At 70.8% G+C, this 16,645-nt stretch carries 16 protein-coding genes; 10 read left to right on the forward strand and 6 right to left on the reverse strand.

Annotated elements, in window-relative coordinates:
- Window positions 1-99: 99 nt before the first annotated feature.
- A complete protein-coding gene (locus tag ACFYXV_RS15635; protein ID WP_385463768.1) occupies window positions 100-1,566 on the forward strand; it encodes an aminopeptidase P family protein in 1,467 nt (488 codons plus the stop codon).
- Window positions 1,567-1,663: 97 nt separating this feature from the next.
- Here ACFYXV_RS15635 and ACFYXV_RS15640 read toward each other — a convergent pair whose 3' ends face one another.
- On the reverse strand, window positions 1,664-2,155 hold the full coding sequence (locus tag ACFYXV_RS15640) for an ATP-binding protein (RefSeq protein WP_389383139.1): 492 nt from the start codon (window positions 2,153-2,155) through the stop codon (window positions 1,664-1,666).
- Window positions 2,156-2,373: 218 nt separating this feature from the next.
- Between ACFYXV_RS15640 and ACFYXV_RS15645 the strand changes: the two genes are divergently transcribed.
- The 9 genes from ACFYXV_RS15645 (at window position 2,374) to ACFYXV_RS15685 (ending at window position 12,131) form a co-directional block, all read left to right on the forward strand.
- The gene (locus ACFYXV_RS15645; protein ID WP_385463762.1) at window positions 2,374-3,189 is read left to right on the forward strand and encodes a hypothetical protein; all 816 of its coding nucleotides are present in this window, start codon (window positions 2,374-2,376) and stop codon (window positions 3,187-3,189) included.
- Window positions 3,190-3,296: 107 nt separating this feature from the next.
- Entirely contained in the window at window positions 3,297-4,004 is a 708-nt protein-coding gene (locus ACFYXV_RS15650) for a YcnI family protein (RefSeq protein WP_389383140.1), read from the forward strand.
- A 111-nt stretch (window positions 4,005-4,115) separates the two neighbouring features.
- Window positions 4,116-4,772: an SCO family protein gene (locus tag ACFYXV_RS15655; RefSeq protein WP_385463756.1), complete on the forward strand. Its 657-nt coding sequence runs from the start codon at window positions 4,116-4,118 to the stop codon at window positions 4,770-4,772.
- A complete protein-coding gene (locus tag ACFYXV_RS15660) occupies window positions 4,769-5,254 on the forward strand; it encodes a copper chaperone PCu(A)C (RefSeq protein WP_389383141.1) in 486 nt (161 codons plus the stop codon). The genes ACFYXV_RS15655 and ACFYXV_RS15660 overlap by 4 nt, the downstream gene beginning before the upstream one ends.
- A 22-nt stretch (window positions 5,255-5,276) precedes the next feature.
- Entirely contained in the window at window positions 5,277-7,259 is a 1,983-nt protein-coding gene (locus ACFYXV_RS15665; protein WP_389383142.1) for a copper resistance CopC/CopD family protein, read from the forward strand.
- Entirely contained in the window at window positions 7,184-8,539 is a 1,356-nt protein-coding gene (efeB, locus tag ACFYXV_RS15670) for an iron uptake transporter deferrochelatase/peroxidase subunit (protein ID WP_389383143.1), read from the forward strand. Before ACFYXV_RS15665 ends, efeB begins: the two co-directional genes overlap by 76 nt.
- 42 nt (window positions 8,540-8,581) lie before the next feature.
- Entirely contained in the window at window positions 8,582-9,517 is a 936-nt protein-coding gene (gene pheA / locus ACFYXV_RS15675) for a prephenate dehydratase (protein ID WP_385463744.1), read from the forward strand.
- A 527-nt stretch (window positions 9,518-10,044) separates the two neighbouring features.
- Complete coding sequence (gene serS / locus ACFYXV_RS15680; RefSeq protein WP_389383144.1) at window positions 10,045-11,322, forward strand: serine--tRNA ligase; 1,278 nt, start codon at window positions 10,045-10,047, stop codon at window positions 11,320-11,322.
- On the forward strand, window positions 11,319-12,131 hold the full coding sequence (locus ACFYXV_RS15685) for an HAD family hydrolase (protein WP_385463740.1): 813 nt from the start codon (window positions 11,319-11,321) through the stop codon (window positions 12,129-12,131). Before serS ends, ACFYXV_RS15685 begins: the two co-directional genes overlap by 4 nt.
- A gap of 144 nt (window positions 12,132-12,275) precedes the next feature.
- On the opposite strand, the gene ACFYXV_RS15690 is transcribed toward ACFYXV_RS15685, so the two are convergent.
- The 5 genes from ACFYXV_RS15690 to ACFYXV_RS15710 form a co-directional block, all read right to left on the reverse strand.
- Entirely contained in the window at window positions 12,276-12,944 is a 669-nt protein-coding gene (locus ACFYXV_RS15690; RefSeq protein WP_385463737.1) for a rhomboid-like protein, read from the reverse strand.
- Between the two features lie 85 nt (window positions 12,945-13,029).
- The gene (locus tag ACFYXV_RS15695) at window positions 13,030-13,749 is read right to left on the reverse strand and encodes an ABC transporter permease (RefSeq protein ID WP_383336861.1); all 720 of its coding nucleotides are present in this window, start codon (window positions 13,747-13,749) and stop codon (window positions 13,030-13,032) included.
- A 14-nt stretch (window positions 13,750-13,763) separates the two neighbouring features.
- Complete coding sequence (locus ACFYXV_RS15700; RefSeq protein WP_099890725.1) at window positions 13,764-14,675, reverse strand: ABC transporter ATP-binding protein; 912 nt, start codon at window positions 14,673-14,675, stop codon at window positions 13,764-13,766.
- Window positions 14,672-15,559 carry an ABC transporter permease subunit gene (locus tag ACFYXV_RS15705; RefSeq protein ID WP_389383146.1) on the reverse strand — a complete coding sequence of 296 codons (888 nt, stop codon included), beginning with the start codon at window positions 15,557-15,559 and terminating at the stop codon, window positions 14,672-14,674. Before ACFYXV_RS15705 ends, ACFYXV_RS15700 begins: the two co-directional genes overlap by 4 nt.
- Entirely contained in the window at window positions 15,549-16,532 is a 984-nt protein-coding gene (locus tag ACFYXV_RS15710) for an ABC transporter ATP-binding protein (protein WP_383336867.1), read from the reverse strand. Before ACFYXV_RS15710 ends, ACFYXV_RS15705 begins: the two co-directional genes overlap by 11 nt.
- Window positions 16,533-16,645 lie beyond the last annotated feature (113 nt).

Raw genomic sequence — 16,645 nt, forward strand, 5'->3', positions numbered from 1 at the left:
CACACCCGCCGCCGGGCGTCTTCCCCTCGCACATACGATGGATACGGTCCTACCCGGTCCTGCAGTAGCTGTCGTACGTGTCGTAGCTGAGGAGAAGACGTGGCTGACGAGCTCACCCCGGAGACCCCGGAAGAAGAGCAGCCCCAGAAGAAGCACAAGCAGCGCAAGAACGGGCTGTACCCGGGCGTCAGCGACGAACTCGCGGAGAGCATGCGCACGGGCTGGGCCGACACCGAGCTGCACGGGCTGGAGCCGATCGCCCAGGCCGAGCACACCGCCGCCCGCCGCGCCGCGCTGTCCGCGCGCTTCCCCGGCGACCGCCTGGTCGTTCCCGCGGGCCGCCTCAAGACGCGCTCGAACGACACCGAGTACCCCTTCCGCGCCTCGACCGAGTACGCGTACCTGACCGGCGACCAGACCGAGAACGGCGTGCTGGTGCTGGAGCCCTCGGGCGAGACCGGCCACACCGCCACCGTCTACCTGCTGCCCCGCTCCGACCGCGAGAACGGCGAGTTCTGGCTGTCCGGCCAGGGCGAGCTGTGGGTCGGCCGCCGCCACTCCCTCACCGAGGCCGAGCAGCTGCTGGGCCTCCCGGCGAAGGACGTGCGCAAGCTGGCCGAAGAGCTGGCCGAGGCCGAGGGCCCGGTCCGGTGCGTCCGCGGCCACGACTCCGTCATCGAGACGGCCCTGACCGACAAGGTCACCAAGGAGCGCGACGAGGAGCTGCGCGTCTACCTCTCCGAGGCCCGCGCCGTGAAGGACGCGTTCGAGATCGGCGAGCTCCAGAAGGCCGTCGACTCCACCGTCCGCGGCTTCGAGGACGTCGTGAAGGTCCTGGACAAGGCCGAGGCCACGTCCGAGCGCTACATCGAGGGCACCTTCTTCCTGCGCGCCCGCGTCGAGGGCAACGACGTCGGCTACGGCTCCATCTGCGCCGCCGGCCCGCACGCCTGCACCCTGCACTGGGTCCGCAACGACGGCGACGTCCGCTCCGGCGACCTGCTGCTGCTCGACGCCGGTGTGGAGACCCACTCCCTCTACACCGCCGACGTCACGCGCACGCTGCCGATCAACGGCGCGTACACCGACATCCAGCGCAAGATCTACGACGCGGTGTACGAGTCCCAGGAAGCCGGCATCGCCGCCGTCAAGCCGGGCGCCAAGTTCCGCGACTTCCACGACGCCTCGCAGCACGTGCTGGCGGAGAAGCTCGTCGAGTGGGGTCTGCTGGAGGGCCCGGTCGAGCGGGTCCTGGAGCTCGGCCTCCAGCGCCGCTGGACCCTGCACGGCACCGGCCACATGCTCGGCATGGACGTCCACGACTGCGCTGCCGCGCGCACCGAGGCGTACGTCGACGGCACGCTGGAGCCGGGCGTGTGCCTCACCGTCGAGCCCGGTCTGTACTTCCAGGCCGACGACCTGACCGTGCCCGAGGAGTACCGGGGCATCGGTGTCCGGATCGAGGACGACATCCTGGTCACCGAGGACGGCAACCGGAACCTCTCGGCCGGACTGCCCCGCGCCTCGGCCGATGTCGAGGCCTGGATGGCGCGCCTCAAGGGCTGAGGCCCGAGGGCCCTGGCCGGGCCCCGAGTTCGGTTCCGATGGGCGGGATCTCGTACGCGAGTCCCGTCCATCGGCGTATCCGGGAGTCCTTCCGCCTCTACGACACCTTCAGCAGCGCTCCCTCACGCCATTTCAGGATCTTGTCGAAGCTGACCACCGCGCCCCGGCCCGGCCGGTTGCGGAGTCTGACGTGGTCGGCGAGCTCCGCGATCAGCCACAGTCCCCGGCCGTGCTCGCTCTCCGAGGGCTCGGAGGGGCCGGCCGGCGGGGGTCTGCGCCCCGCGACCGTCGCCGCCGGGAATCCCGGGCCCGAATCGGTCACCTCGATGCGGCAGCGGTCCCCGTCCAGGTACGCCGTTACGCGGTACTCCGCGCACGCCTCCGGGACGGACTCCGTGCCGGCACCGGCCTCGGCCGCCGGACCGCCGTGCTCCACCGCGTTCGCGCAGGCCTCGGTCAGTGCCACCGACAGATCGAAGGAGATGTCCGGGTCCACCCCCGCGGTCTCCATCGTCCCCAGCAGCAACCGCCTGGCGAGCGGCACGCTCGCGGCTTCGCGCCTCAAGTGGAGAGACCACCAGATGCTCATACGGTTACGTATTGCCGCCCGCGGCGGGGCGTAAGCCCCCGGCGGACGTCACAGCCCTCATTCGGCCGATGCGGCACTCCGAAGCGGCGGTGTATGCGGCGGTGCACGGGCCCGGGGCCGGCACGGACACCCGAGGTGAAGCCCGCGTACAGGGGCACTCACGACCTTCCGGACCTGCCGTATGGACGGTGTGAGGGCAGTGCGATGATGGCCCGGCCATGACTGTCCCCCACGCGACGCCCGCCGGAGCCGGACTCCGGCTGTTCCGGGCCGCGGTGTTCACCGCGGTCTGCGTCGTGCTGTCCGCGGCCGGGCACGCGCTGGCGTCCTGCGCCGCGGTGCCGTGGTGGGCCCTGGTCATCGCCTTCCTCGCCGTGTTCGCGGTAGCCGCCCCGCTCGCGGGCCGTCGGCGTTCGCTGCCCGGCATCGCCGCCGGTCTCGCCTTCGGACAGCTCGGGCTGCACGCGGTGTTCGGCCTCGGCCAGCACGGCGCCGCCGCGGCCCAGGCACCCGCCACCGCCGACACCTCGCTCGCGGCGCTCGCCGCCCGGCTGGTCTGCGGGGGCAACTCCGTCCCGCTGAGCCCGGCCGACGCCCGGCAGATCCTGGAGACCGCCGGTCTGGACCCGGTGGCCCTGGCCGCTTCGCAGGGCGCGGCGCCCGTCCATGCCGGGCACGAGCACCTCGCACAGGCCTCCGCGGCGCCCGCCACCGGCCTGTTCAGCACCGGAATGCTCGTCGGCCACCTGCTGGCCGCGCTGGCCGCGGGCTGGCTGCTGGGGCGCGGGGACGCCGCCCTGCTCCGGCTCGTGGAACTGTCCCGCAGTTCCGCCGAAGCCGATCCGGTACGTCCGCTGCGCGCCGCACTGGCCTTCGTACGGGCTCTCGGCGCCGGGCTCGCGGGCACGCCCGCGGGCCCCCCGCAGGCGGCCCGTACCGCCGCCGAAGACGCCGCGCACACCGGCCGGGACGCGCTCCAGCACACGGTGACCAGGCGCGGGCCGCCCCGCACGGCGCTCGCCCTCGCAGCCTGACGCGGCACCCCTCCCCGGAGCATCCGGCGGGAGCACAGGTGCCGCGAACTCCGCGCGCGCCCGTGCGCGGAGCCACCGTCACCCCTGCCCCAGTGGAGTGTTCCGCCATGAAGACCTCTCGCGTCTCCTTCGCCGCCGCCCTTGCCGCCGGCACCGTCCTCGTCCTGTCCGGCACCGCGTTCGCGCACGTCAGCGTGCAGCCCGGGGACGCCGTCAAGGGCGGCTACGCGACCATCAACTTCAAGGTCCCGAACGAGCGCGACAACGCCTCGACCACGCAGCTGGAAGTCAACTTCCCCGTGGACCAGCCGCTGACCTCCGTCATGCCGCAGGACATCCCCGGCTGGACCGTGACGGTCGAGAAGAGCAAGCTCGACAAGCCGCTCACCGTCCACGGCAAGCAGGTCAACGAGGCCGTCACCAAGGTGACCTGGAGCGGCGGCAAGATCGAGCCCGGCAAGTTCCAGCAGTTCCCGGTCTCCGTCGGCAAGCTGCCCGACAACGCCGACCAGATGGTCTTCAAGGCGATCCAGACGTACGACAACAACGAGGTCGTCCGCTGGATCGAGGAGACGAAGGCGGGCGCGGCGGAGCCGCAGAACCCGGCTCCCGTCCTGAAGCTGACCGCCGCCAAGGCCGCCGCCGACGACCACCACGACGACAAGACCGCCGCGGCGGCGAAGGACGACAAGGGCCACGACGAGGCCGCCAAGAGCACCTCCGACACGACCGCGCGCGCCCTCGGCGTCGCGGGCATCGTCGTCGGCCTCGGCGGTGTCGCCTTCGGTGTCGCCTCGCGCCGCCGCGCCTCCTGACCCCGAGCGGCCGCAGGCCGTATGCCCTTGTCCAGTAACGCGCGCGCAGCCGGCCCTTCTTCACGGCCGGCCCGCCCGCACCCCCCTACCCGATCCCAGGGACACCTCTTCATGCGCACCACTCGTGTGACGGTCGCCGCCCTCGTGGCGGCGGCCGCGCTCACCCTCACCGCCTGCGGCGGTGAGACCGCCGCCAAGCCGAACACGGTCACCCAGATCGCCGGCGGCCAGACCAAGGCCGGCAAGGCCACGGTCCTCGACCGCCCCTTCGACAAGCCGGAGCTGGTCCTGACGGACACCACCGGCAAGCAGTGGAACCTGCGCGAGCAGACCAAGGGCAAGCCGACGCTCATCTACTTCGGCTACACCCACTGCCCCGACGTGTGCCCCCTGACGGTGAGCAACATCGCCGTCGCCAAGAAGGCACTGCCGAAGGCCGACCAGGACAACCTCCAGGTCGTGTTCGTCACCACCGACCCCGAACGGGACACCCCCGACTCCCTCGGCGCGTGGCTCAAGGCCCAGGACCCGTCCTTCACCGGACTGACCGGGGACTTCGCCACCATCCAGGCCGCCGCGCGCAAGCTCGGCATCGGTATCGAGGCACCGAAGAAGGAGGCCGACGGAACCGTCGTCTCCATGCACGGCGCCCAGGTCATCGCGTTCTCGCCCAAGACCGACGAGGGTTACCTCCTCTACGGCGAAGGCACCACCGTCGACGACTACACCAAGGACCTGCCGAAGATCGTCAAGGGGGAGAACCCGTGAACGCCCGCACCACCCGCACCCTGGCCGCCGCCCTCTCCCTGACGGCAGCGCTCGCCATATCCGGCTGTTCCTCGGACTCCGACGCCAAGGCCGGCGCGGACAAGCCGGAGATGACGGTCAGCGGCGCGTTCATGCCGGAGCCCGTGAACGACCAGATGGCCGGCGCGTTCATGGTCATCAAGAACGACTCCAAGACGGCCGACAAGCTCACGGCCGTCACCAGTCCGCTCTCCGACGATCTGCAGATCCACGAGACCAAGGACCAGAAGATGCAGCAGGTCGCGGCCATGGACGTGCCCGCCAACGGTGAGCTCCGGCTGGAGCGCGGTGGCAGCCACATCATGCTCATGGGTCTGAAGAGCCTGCCGAAGGTCGGCGACAAGGTGACCTTCGAGCTGCGCTTCGAGAAGGCCGACCCGGTCAAGGTCGAGCTGGACGTCAAGGAGCGTACGTACAACGGCCAGAACACCAGCGCCCACTGACGGACCGAGGTACTGACACGCCATGACGGCCATCGCCCCCTCCCCGGCCCGCGTCCGGGCCACGGCACTCCTGCCGCGGCTCGCGCTGGTCCTCGCAGCTCTGCTGGCGGCCCTGTTCACCGCGGCCGGCCCGGCCTCGGCACACGCCGCGCTCACCGCGAGCGACCCCCAGGACGGGGCGGTGGTCGCCACGGCCCCCGCCCAGGTCACCCTCTCCTTCTCGGAGCAGGTCGCCATGGGCGACGACTCCATCCGCGTCATGGACCCGCAGGGCAAGCGGGTGGACACCGGTGAGCTGCGCGACATGTGCAGCGGGACCACCATCCGCTACGGCACCGCGCTGCACTCCGGCCTGCCGGACGGCACCTACACCGTCGCCTGGCAGGCCATCTCCGCGGACAGCCACCCGGTCTCCGGCGCCTTCACCTTCTCCATCGGCGCCCCCTCGGCGACCAGCGTGGCCCTGCCCACCGCGCGGGTGGGCGGCGGACCGGTCGGCATCGCGTACGACATCGCGCGCTACGCCGCCTACGCCGGTTTCACCGTCCTCGTCGGCGGCGCGGCCTTCATCCTGTTGTGCTGGCGGCGCGGCTCCGCGCAGCGCCCGCTGCAGAAGCTCATCGTGCGCGCCTGGGTCACGCTCACCGCGGCCACGCTCGCGATGCTGGTGCTCCGCACTCCGTACACGGGATCGGGGAAGTTCGCCGACACCCTGGACCTCGACGGCCTGAAGGCCGTCCTGGAGACCAAGACCGGGGCCTCCCTCGTATCCCGGCTGCTGCTCCTCGGCGCCGCCGCGCTGTTCATCGCCGTGCTGTTCGGCGCCTTCGCCCGCAGGACCGCGGAGGCGGGTGAATCGGCCCAGCGCACGGGCAAGGAAAAGGGCCGCGGGGCGGACAAGCAGCCGGCGGCGGACAAGGAGGCGGCCGACCTGCTCTTCGGCCTCGGCATCGGCGGAACGGTCGTGGCCGGTGGCATCGCCGCCACCTGGGCGCTCTCCGAGCACGCCTCGACCGGCATCCAGCCGGGTATCGCCATGCCCGTCGACATCCTGCACCTGCTGGCCGTCGCCACCTGGCTCGGCGGGCTCACCGCCCTGCTCGTCGCCCTCCACAAGGTCCCTGGAATCGAGCGCGAGGCGGTCCAGCGGTTCTCCCGGGTCGCGTTCGTCAGCGTCCTGGTCCTCGCCACCACCGGCGTCTATCAGTCCTGGCGCCAGATCGGCAGCTGGTCGGCCCTCACCGGCACCAGCTACGGGCAGCTCCTGCTGGTGAAGGTCGGGCTCGTCGCCGTCCTCGTCGCCATCGCCTACGTCTCCCGCTCGTGGACATCCCGGCTCACCGACGCCCCCGCCGACAAGCCGGCCAAGATCGCCCGGCAGCGCGATGTTTCACGTGAAACATCCCCCGCCTCCGTCACCGTTCCCGAGGACCCCAAGCGGGCCGCCCAGCTCGCCCGGCAGCGTGCCGCCCGGGAAAGCGCCCGTGAGAAGCAGGCCCGCGACGCCGATCCGGCCCGGGCGGGACTGCGCCGCTCCGTCCTCGCCGAGGCCGGCGTCGCCATCGCCCTGCTCGCCGTGACCACCGTGCTGACCAGCACCGAGCCGGGCCGGACGGCGGAGCAGGCGAGCGGGCGGGACTCGGCGGCCACCGCCGTCCCCAACCGCGCCATCAAGATCACACTGCCGTTCGACACCGGCGGCCAGAACGGCAAGGGGTCGGTCCGGGTCGAGGTCGACCCGGGCCGAGTCGGGGCCAACTCGCTCCACGTGTGGGTCGACGACCCGCAGGGCCAGCCCCTCGACATCCCGGAGATCAAGGTCGCCTTCACCCTCCCCGCCAAGGACATCGGCCCTCTGCCGCTCCTCCCTGAGCGCGCGGCCCCCGGGCACTGGAGCGCTTCCGGTGTCCAGCTGCCGCTGGCCGGGGAATGGCGGATCGACGTGACCGTCCGTACCTCCGACATCGACCAGACGACCGTGCAGAAGAACGTGAAGATCGGCTGACCAGCGTGACCGAGAGCAACCCCGACATCGAGATCTCCCGGCGCCGGCTGCTGGGCACCGTCGGCGCCGCGGGCGCCGCCGGACTCGCGCTCGGCGCCACCGGCGGCGCACTCGCGCACTCCGCGTTCGACGACTCCCCGGCCGGCGCATCCGGGGCCGCCGGGAGCCTCGCCTCCCTCGGCGCCACCCATGTGGCCTTCACCGGCGAGCACCAGGCCGGGATCACCACCCCGCTCCAGGCCAAAGGGCACGTCCTCGCCTTCGACCTGGCCCCCGGGGCCGGCCGCAAGGAGGCCGCCGCCCTGATGCGGCGCTGGTCCGACACCGCCCGTCTGCTGATGGCGGGCAAGCCCGCCTCGGGTGCGGACTCCGGTATCGCCCTCGACGCCGGACCGTCGTCCCTCACCGTCACCTTCGGCTTCGGCCACTCCTTCTTCGAGCGCACGGGGCTCGCCCCCCGCCGTCCCACCGCCCTCGACCCGCTGCCCGACTTCTCCGCCGACCGGCTCGACGCCCAGCGCAGCAACGGCGACCTGTGGGTCCAGATCGGCGCCGACGACGGGCTCGTCGCCTTCCACGCCCTGCGGGCCCTCCAGAAGGAGGCCGGGGAGGCCGCCCGGGTCCGCTGGCAGATGAACGGCTTCAACCGGTCCCCCGGCGCCACCGCCGCCCCGATGACCGCCCGCAACCTCATGGGCCAGATCGACGGCACCGGCAACCCGAAGCCCGCGCAGCCCGACTTCGACAAACGGATCTTCGTCCCCGCCGCCGGCCCCGGCCCGGCCGAGCACGCCTGGATGGGCGGGGGCTCGTACGCCGTCGTACGGCGCATCCGGATGCTCCTCGACGACTGGGACAAGCAGTCCCTGACCCAGCAGGAGCAGGTCATAGGCCGGACGAAGGCCACCGGCGCGCCCCTGACCGGCGGCACCGAGACCACGAAGATGGCCCTCGACAAGATCGGCCCCGAAGGCAAGCCGGTCATTCCGTCGAACGCCCACGCCCGGATCTCCGCCCCCGAGCAGAACGGCGGGGCCGCCATGCTCCGGCGCCCGTTCTCCTTCCATGACGGGATCGCCGCCGACGGCACTCCGGACGCGGGGCTCCTCTTCATCTGCTGGCAGGCCGATCCGCTGCGCGGTTTCGTCCCCGTCCAGCGGAAGCTGGACCGGGGGGACGCCCTGTCGGAGTTCATCCGACACGAGTCCAGCGGGCTGTACGCGGTCCCGCCCGGCCCGCGTGACGGGGAGTACGTCGGGCAGCGGCTGCTCGAAGGATGAACAGCGACCCGGCGGTCGGGGACCCGGCATTAGGCTGATCACATGTCGGCCACCCGCTTCACCTATCTCGGTCCCGAGGGCACCTTCACCGAAGCCGCCCTCCGCACACTGCCGGAAGCCGCGACCCGGGAGCTCGTCCCCATGGTGTCGGTCCCGGCCGCCCTGGACGCCGTACGCAACGGGGAGGCCGCGGCCGCCCTGGTGCCGATCGAGAACTCGGTGGAGGGCGGGGTCACCTCCACTCTGGATGAGCTGGCCTCCGGCGAACCGCTGATGATCTACCGCGAGGTGCTGCTGCCCATCGCGTTCGCGCTGCTCGTGCGGCCCGGTACCCAGCTGTCGGACGTCAAGACCGTCACCGGGCACCCGGTCGCCCAGCCCCAGGTGCGCAACTGGCTGCGGGCGCACCTGCCCGACGCGGTCTGGGAGTCTGCCGCCTCCAACGCCGACGGGGCCCGGCTGGTCCAGGAGGGCCGCTTCGACGCCGCCTTCGCGGGCGAGTTCGCGGCGGCCACGTACGGGCTCGTCCCGCTGGTCACCGAGATCCACGACGCGGAGAACGCCGAGACCCGGTTCGTGCTCGTCGGCCGGCCCGCCCGGCCGGCCGCGCCGACGGGCGCCGACAAGACGTCCGTCGTGCTGTGGCTCGGCGACGACCACCCCGGTGCGCTGCTGGAGCTCCTGCAGGAATTCGCCGTCCGCGGGGTCAACCTGATGCTGATCCAGTCCCGGCCGACGGGCGAGGGCATCGGCAACTACTGCTTCGCCGTCGACGCCGAGGGCCACGTCTCCGACCGCCGGGTCAGCGAGGCGCTCATGGGCCTCAAGCGGACCTGCCCCCAGGTCCGCTTCCTCGGTTCCTATCCGCGTGCCGGCGTCGCTCAGGGTGACGTGCGCGCTCCGCGGCCCGGAACCTCCGACGGTGACTTCATGGCCGCTTCCGACTGGCTGACGCGCTGCCTCGACGGCCGGGCGTAGCTCTTCGTCCACTGTCCACAGAGTTATCCACAGGCAGAGATGGAGACCTGTGGACTAGTCGACATCGCGACGCGACAAGGTCGACAAATCGGTCGGGGGGCCCAGGTTTCGCGCTGGGGAGCGGAGGGTGAACGGCGTCACCCCCGCATCGCCGATCAACTCTTTGGAGCGAGCCATTCCCACCCGAATGAGTGTGTGAGGGGGGTTTGAACCCTGAATGGTCCCGACGGGCCACGGGTGCGGATTGATCTATTTCCGTGTCCACAGATGCGGCGCACAGCCTGTGGACAAGTCCCTCCGGCGGCCAATTCCTGTGGACAAGGAAGGGCCTCCCGCCCTGCTCAGGGGGTGCCCGGATAGCGCGCCTGTGCCCCTTTTCAGGGAATGGGCCGCTTTTATTGACCGCCTGGGAACGAGCACTTCCAGCCAGCGCGTTCACCATTTTCCATTCTCCACAATTGGGACATAGTGACACGCAGCGTGATATCGGTGTGAGCCGAGGAAGCCCAGCCCGGTAGCCTGGAGGGGTGATTGACCTCCGGCTGCTCCGTGAAGACCCTGACCGTGTCCGCGCCTCGCAGCGCGCCCGTGGAGAGGACGTCGACCTCGTCGACGCACTGCTCTCCGCCGACGAGCGCCGCAGGTCCTCCGGCGTGCGCTTCGACGAACTGCGCAATGAGCAGAGGTCGCTCGGCAAGCTCATCCCCAAGGCCTCCCCGGAGGAGCGGGCAGAGCTGCTGAAGAAGGCCGAGCAGCTCAAGACGAACGTCAAGGCCGCCGAGGCCGAGCAGAACGAGGCCGACGAGGCCGCCAAGCGTCTGCTGCTCCAGCTCGGCAACATCGTCCACGAGGACGTCCCGGTCGGCGGCGAGGAGGACTTCACCGTCCTTGAGACGCACGGCACGATCCGCGACTTCGGCGCCGAGGGCTTCGAGCCCAAGGACCACCTGGAGCTCGGCGAATCGCTCGGCGCCATCGACGTCGAGCGCGGCGCCAAGGTGTCGGGCTCGCGCTTCTACTACCTGACGGGTGTCGGCGCCCTGCTGGAACTCGCCCTGGTCAACGCGGCGATCGCGCAGGCCACCGAGGCCGGCTTCATCCCCATGCTGACTCCGGCGCTGGTCCGTCCCCGCGCCATGGAGGGCACCGGCTTCCTCGGCCAGGCCGCGGAGAACGTGTACCACCTGGAGAAGGACGACTACTACCTGGTCGGCACCTCCGAGGTCCCGCTCGCCGCGTACCACATGGACGAGATCATCGACGCCGAGAAGCTGCCGCTGCGGTACGCCGGCTTCTCGCCGTGCTTCCGCCGCGAGGCCGGCACGTACGGCAAGGACACCCGCGGCATCTTCCGCGTCCACCAGTTCGACAAGGTCGAGATGTTCTCGTACGTCGCGCCGGAGGACGCCGAGGCCGAGCACCAGCGCCTCCTGGAGTGGGAGAAGCAGTGGCTCACCAGCCTGGAGCTGCCCTTCCAGGTGATCGACGTCGCCACCGGTGACCTGGGTGCCTCCGCCTCGCGCAAGTTCGACTGCGAGGCGTGGATCCCGACGCAGGGCAAGTACCGCGAGCTGACCTCCGCCTCAAACTGCAACGGCTTCCAGGCCCGCCGCCTGTCGATCCGCTACCGCGACGGCAAGAAGACCGCGCCGCTCTCGACGCTGAACGGCACCCTGTGCGCCGTACCGCGCACGATCGTGGCGATCCTGGAGAACCACCAGCAGGCCGACGGCTCCGTGCACGTGCCGGTGGCGCTCCGCCCGTACCTGGGCGGCCGTGAGGTCCTGGAGCCGATCGCCAAGTGAGCCCGGCCCCGTTCCCGTACAAGCTCGTCGCCACCGATCTCGACGGCACGCTGCTGCGTGGCGACGACACCGTCTCGGAGCGCACCCGTGAAGCGCTCGCCGCGGTCACCGCGGCGGGCGCGGCGCACATCATCGTCACCGGCCGGGCCGTGCCCTGGACCCGGGGCGTGCTCGACGATCTCGGCTACAAGGGGATCGCGGTGTGCGGGCAGGGCGCGCAGCTCTACGACGCGGGCGCGCACCGGCTGCTGACGTCGGTGACGCTGGACCGGCAGCTGGCCGGTCTGGCGCTGTCGAAGCTGGAGGCCGAGGTCGGTCCGCTGGCGCTCGCCGCCAGCCGGGACGGAGTGGACGGCGACGTCCTCTTCGGGCCCGGTTACCAGGTGCAGGGGGGCCTCCCGGCGCTCTACCTGGAGGACACGGCGGCGGTCTGGACGGCTCCGCTGAACAAGCTCTACATCCAGCACCCAGAGCTCGGGGACGATGCCCTGGTCAAGGTGGCCCGGCAGACCGTGGGCTCCCTGGTCGACATCGTCATGGCCGGTCCGGGGATAGTGGAGATCCTGCCGCTGGGGCTGACGAAGGCCACCGGCCTTTCGCTGGCCGCCCGCCGGCTGGGTGTGAAGGCGGCGGACACGATCGCCTTCGGTGACATGCCCAACGACATCCCGATGTTCGGCTGGGCGGCGCACGGGGTGGCGATGGCCAATGCCCACGCCGAGCTGAAGGCCGTGGCCGACGAGGTGACGACCTCCAACGAGGAGGACGGCATCGCCGTGGTGCTGGAGCGACTGCTGGGCGCCGCCTGACGGACCGCCCGGGAAACGGGGAAGGTCCGGAACAGCCCGCGCCGCGAGGCGCGCTCGAAGTGGCTGCTCCGGACCTTTTTTGTTGCTCCCCGCACGACTCACTCTGCCCGGGGCGCAGGGCCCGTACCAGTCAATTTCCGCGGGTCAGCCGCGATCGGCGTGATGCTCTGTTTCACGTGAAACATGCCGGGGGTGCGGATGGCGGGTGAGCGGCCACGCGAGCAGGCCGACCGCGAGCGAGATGGCGTGCCCCAGGTCGGTGAAGGTTCCTCCCGTGAGGAGGGGCAGGCCGAAGAAGGCGACGACGCCGGCGAGGTAGAGCCAGCGCAGGGGGTTCGGGAGCCGGTACGTGAGGACACCGATCGAGGCCGCGAGGCCGTAGCTGACGCCGACGTCGACGACGTGGACCATGCTGTGCGGGGCCCGGTGGTCTTGAATGGCCATCTGGACCACCTTCTGGCTGACCAGGGTGGCCGTGATGTGGGCGGTCGCGACGATGGCTAGCCAGCGCAGGGTGCCGAGCCAGCGTTCCACCGGCGCGTGGAAGAGCTCGAAGAGGACGGCGTACAGGGCCAGTGAAGCCGGGTTCTCGATCCAGAAGGCACTGGAGAGCAGGGCCCTCACGGGGTGCCGGGTGAGCTCGTGGATATTGCTGCTGTGGCGGTGGAGCAGGACGTGCTCAAGGTGGTCGGGCGCGATCACGACGATGACGCTCGTGACGGCGAGGAGCAGCAGCCATATGTGCGTACCCGGCGAGGAGCGTATCCAGGACCGTACGGGCCTGGACTGCTCGGGCTCGGGGTGCTCGACCATGCCCTGATTTTGCCCCGTACGGCGGTGCCCCGCCTGGCCGGTGGGCCGGGCGGGGCACCGGGCGTTGAGCCGGTACGGCGGGGACCTACTCCTCGCCCGCCAGGGTGAGACGGCGCAGCTTCTGGCCGGCGTAGACGGTGGCGCCGACGGTCACCACGCTGAGCAGGATCACCGCGGTGGGCAGGCCGACGGTGGCATCGACGTAGCCTTCGCCGGCGATCTTCTCGGCGAGGGACAGGGCCCACTGCTGGACGCTGAGCGTCTTGGCGCCGGAGACCAGGCTGCCGAAGAGTGACTCCCAGATCAGGGCGTAGACGAGGCCGAAGACGACCGCGTGCCGGCTGACGGTGCCCAGCAGCAGGAACAGGGCGCTGTAGGCGATCGAGGCGACGAGGGCCGCGACGGTGTAGGCGACGGCGATCTGCTGGCCGTTGCCGTTGAGGATGAACCCGGCGATCAGGGTCGGGATCGCGGAGAAGGCCATCGTGACGGCGATCGCGACGATCAGCTTGGTCATGATGATCGTCGGGCGCTTCACCGGCTTGGAGAGCAGGTAGACGATCGAGCCGTCGTCGATCTCGGGGCCGATGGCCCCCGTCCCGGCGATGACGCCGATCAGCGGAACCATGGTGGCGAGGGCGAAACCGCCGAGCAGATCGGCGGCGACCTTGTCGTCCAGGCCGGTGAAGGCGCGGACGGCGATCGAGAGGACGATCAGCAGGACGGGCAGCCCGCAGAGGATCAGAGCGCGGCGGCGGCCGAGCAGTGCGCGGTACGTGAGCCGGGCGACGGTGGGGTTGTACATGGGTGCCAGCTCCTTCAGGCCGCGACGAGGTAGGAGAAGACCGACTCAAGGGACTCGTCGGAAGGCGAGACCGTCAGCAGCCGGATGCCGTGTGCCCGGGCTACCTGGGGCAGGAGCTCGGTGAAGCGGCCGAAGTCGACGGCCTGGATGCGCAGGACGCCTTCCTTCAGGTCGACCTCGATGCCGGCGGTGGAGGGGTCGGCGATCAGGGCCGCGGCGAGGGCCCGGTCGTCGGAGGAGCGGACCACGTACCGGTGCGGGCGGTCCGTCATCAGGCGGCGGATCTTGCGGAAGTCACCGGATGCGGCGTGCCGGCCGGCGACGACCACCTCGATGTGGGAAGCGAGCTGTTCGACCTCTTCCAGGATGTGCGAGGAGAACAGCACGGTGCGGCCGTCGTCTCCCATGCGCCGCAGCAGGTCCATCAGCTGCATGCGCTGGCGCGGGTCCATGCCGTTGAACGGCTCGTCCAGCAGCAGCACGGACGGGTCGTGGACGAGGGCCGAGGCCATCTTCACGCGCTGCCGCATGCCCTTGGAGTACGTGGAGATCTTGCGGTCCTGGGCGTACTCCATCTCGACGGTGGCGAGCGCCCGCTGGGCGGCCGCGTCGTCGAGGCCGTGGAGCTCGGCGTTGGCGACGACGAACTCGCGGCCGGTGAGGAAGTCGTACATGGCCTCGCGCTCGGGCACGACGCCGATCTGCTTGTAGACCTGCTCGTTCTGCCAGATCGGCGCGCCGTCGAGGGTGACGGTGCCCGTGGAGGGGGCGAGGAAGCCGCCCATCATGTTGATGAGGGTGGACTTTCCGGCGCCGTTGGGACCGAGGAGCCCGGTGACCCCGGGGCCGATGTGCATGGTCACGTCGTTGACGGCGACGACGTTCCCGAACCAGCGGGAGGTGTGGTCGATGTCGATGGTGGTCACAGCCCGGCCTTCCGGTAGCGGGCCATCAGGGCGGCGTAGGAGCCGGCGATGAGGGCGAGGACGACGAGCAGGTAGGCGATTCCGACACCGGCCGAGGGGCCGTCTCCGCCGGGGAAGGCGGACGTGGCACCGAGGAAGGCCGTCTGCACGCCGTCGATCAAGGTGATCGGGGAGAACAGGCCCATCCACTCGATGGCACCGGCCGCACCGGTGCTGTACGCGATGCCCTGGACGGCGGTCACCGCACCGTAGGGGATCACGAGCAGGGCGATGATGGCGGCGACGCCGAAGCCGCGGCGCGGGGTGAGCGCGGCCATGATCAGGCCGAGGCCGGCGAACAGCACCGAGAGCAGCAGCACGGAGACCAGTCCCTGGGCGAACCCCTTGGTCTGGTCCGCGAAGTCGAATTTGGCCAGCAGCGCGCCGATCCACATGATCAGCAGTGGTGCGGCGGTGAGGATGAACAGCGCCGAGGCCATCGCCGCGAACTTGGCGATGACGTAGTCGACGCGCTCGATGGGCCGCGAGAAGTAGAGCGGCACGGTCTTGAAGCGCAGGTCCCGGGAGACCGACTGGGGAGCCTGGGAGGCGAGGTACAGGCCGATGATCACCTGGGTGGTCAGGGCGTACGTCGTGTACTTGATCGGCAGGTCCGTGGAGCCGGGCACCATGATGGCGACACCGTCGATGATCACTGCGGGAATGCACATCACCGCGAAGAGGAGCATCGGCAGGACCTTGGACTTGGCCGAGCGGCCCAGTCCGTACGCGCCGCGCAGGGACTGCGAGAACAGCGACTTGCGGGCGTAGGCGCGGCCGAGCCGGGCTCCCTCGTAGGAGCGGTAGCCGATGTTGTGGATCTGGGTCGAGGTGTCAGGCGCCATCGGAACCGGCTCCCTTCCGGACGAGCTGCTGCTGGTCGTTGTCGCGGAAGACCTCCGCGATGTGGTGGCGGCGCTGCTCCATGCGGACCAGGCCGAGGCCGAGGTCGGCGACGGTGTCGCGCACGATGTCGTAGGTGTCCTCGCCGGTGGCTTCCAGCAGCAGGATGTGGCCGGCTCCGGGCAGGCCCTGCTCCTCGCCCGCGTGCAGGGTCAGGCCCGCCCCGGCGAGCGCCTTGCGCAGGGCTGCGGTGCCGTCCGGGTGCTCGTCGGTGTCGGTCACCTCGACCGCAAGGGTCGTGGTGATCTGCGTGAAGTCGCTGGTGGAGCTGGAGCGCAGCAGCTTGCCGCCGTCGACGACCACGACGTGGTCGCAGGTCCGCTCCAGCTCGCCGAGGAGGTGGGAGGTGACGAGGACGGAGATGCCGAAGTCGGTGTAGACGCGGCGGATCAGGCCGAGCATCTCGTCCCGGCCCACGGGGTCGAGGCCGTTGGTGGGCTCGTCGAGCAGGACCAGCTGGGGGTCGTGGACGAGCGCCTGGGCCAGCTTGACGCGCTGCTTCATGCCCGTGGAGTAGCCGCCGATGGGGCGGTAGCGCTCCTCGTACAGGCCCACGTGGCGCAGGGTGTCGGCGGTCCGCTCGCGGGCGGCGGTCGGCGGGAGTCCGGACATGCGCGCCATGTGCACGACGAACTCGGTGGCCGAGACGTCGGGCGGCAGGCAGTCGTGCTCGGGCATGTAGCCGACGCGTTCGCGGATGGCGCTGCCATGGGTGGCGACATCGAGTCCGAGCACGGCGGCGCGGCCCTCGGTGGCGGGGGACAGTCCAAGCAGGATCTTGATCAGCGTGGACTTGCCGGCTCCGTTGGCACCCACGAGGCCGGTCACTCCCGGCCCGATGTCCAGGGAGAGCCGGTCGATTGCGGTCACTCGTGGGTACCGCTTGCTCAGGCTTTCGGTCGCGATGACAGTCACGGCTTCGACGTTAGTGGCGCGGACCGCGCCGATCGTCAGACCTGGAGCGTCATCCCGTCTCCGCCTTCAGGACTACAGACCCTGACGAAAGGCTGATGCGGACCGGTCGAGGC

The organism is Streptomyces sp. NPDC002181, from assembly GCF_042890485.1.
Classification (GTDB): Bacteria; Actinomycetota; Actinomycetes; order Streptomycetales; family Streptomycetaceae; genus Streptomyces.

Bases quoted from the DNA above. Each gene is read 5' to 3' on its own strand.
- ACFYXV_RS15640 (WP_389383139.1), bottom strand. From the start codon at position 2,155: ATGAGCATCTGGTGGTCTCTCCACTTGAGGCGCGAAGCCGCGAGCGTG.
- ACFYXV_RS15645 (WP_385463762.1), top strand. From the start codon at position 2,374: ATGACTGTCCCCCACGCGACGCCCGCCGGAGCCGGACTCCGGCTGTTC.
- ACFYXV_RS15650 (WP_389383140.1), top strand. From the start codon at position 3,297: ATGAAGACCTCTCGCGTCTCCTTCGCCGCCGCCCTTGCCGCCGGCACC.
- ACFYXV_RS15655 (WP_385463756.1), top strand. From the start codon at position 4,116: ATGCGCACCACTCGTGTGACGGTCGCCGCCCTCGTGGCGGCGGCCGCG.
- ACFYXV_RS15665 (WP_389383142.1), top strand. From the start codon at position 5,277: ATGACGGCCATCGCCCCCTCCCCGGCCCGCGTCCGGGCCACGGCACTC.
- efeB (WP_389383143.1), top strand. From the start codon at position 7,184: ATGGCGGATCGACGTGACCGTCCGTACCTCCGACATCGACCAGACGAC.
- pheA (WP_385463744.1), top strand. From the start codon at position 8,582: ATGTCGGCCACCCGCTTCACCTATCTCGGTCCCGAGGGCACCTTCACC.
- ACFYXV_RS15690 (WP_385463737.1), bottom strand. From the start codon at position 12,944: ATGGTCGAGCACCCCGAGCCCGAGCAGTCCAGGCCCGTACGGTCCTGG.
- ACFYXV_RS15695 (WP_383336861.1), bottom strand. From the start codon at position 13,749: ATGTACAACCCCACCGTCGCCCGGCTCACGTACCGCGCACTGCTCGGC.
- ACFYXV_RS15705 (WP_389383146.1), bottom strand. From the start codon at position 15,559: ATGGCGCCTGACACCTCGACCCAGATCCACAACATCGGCTACCGCTCC.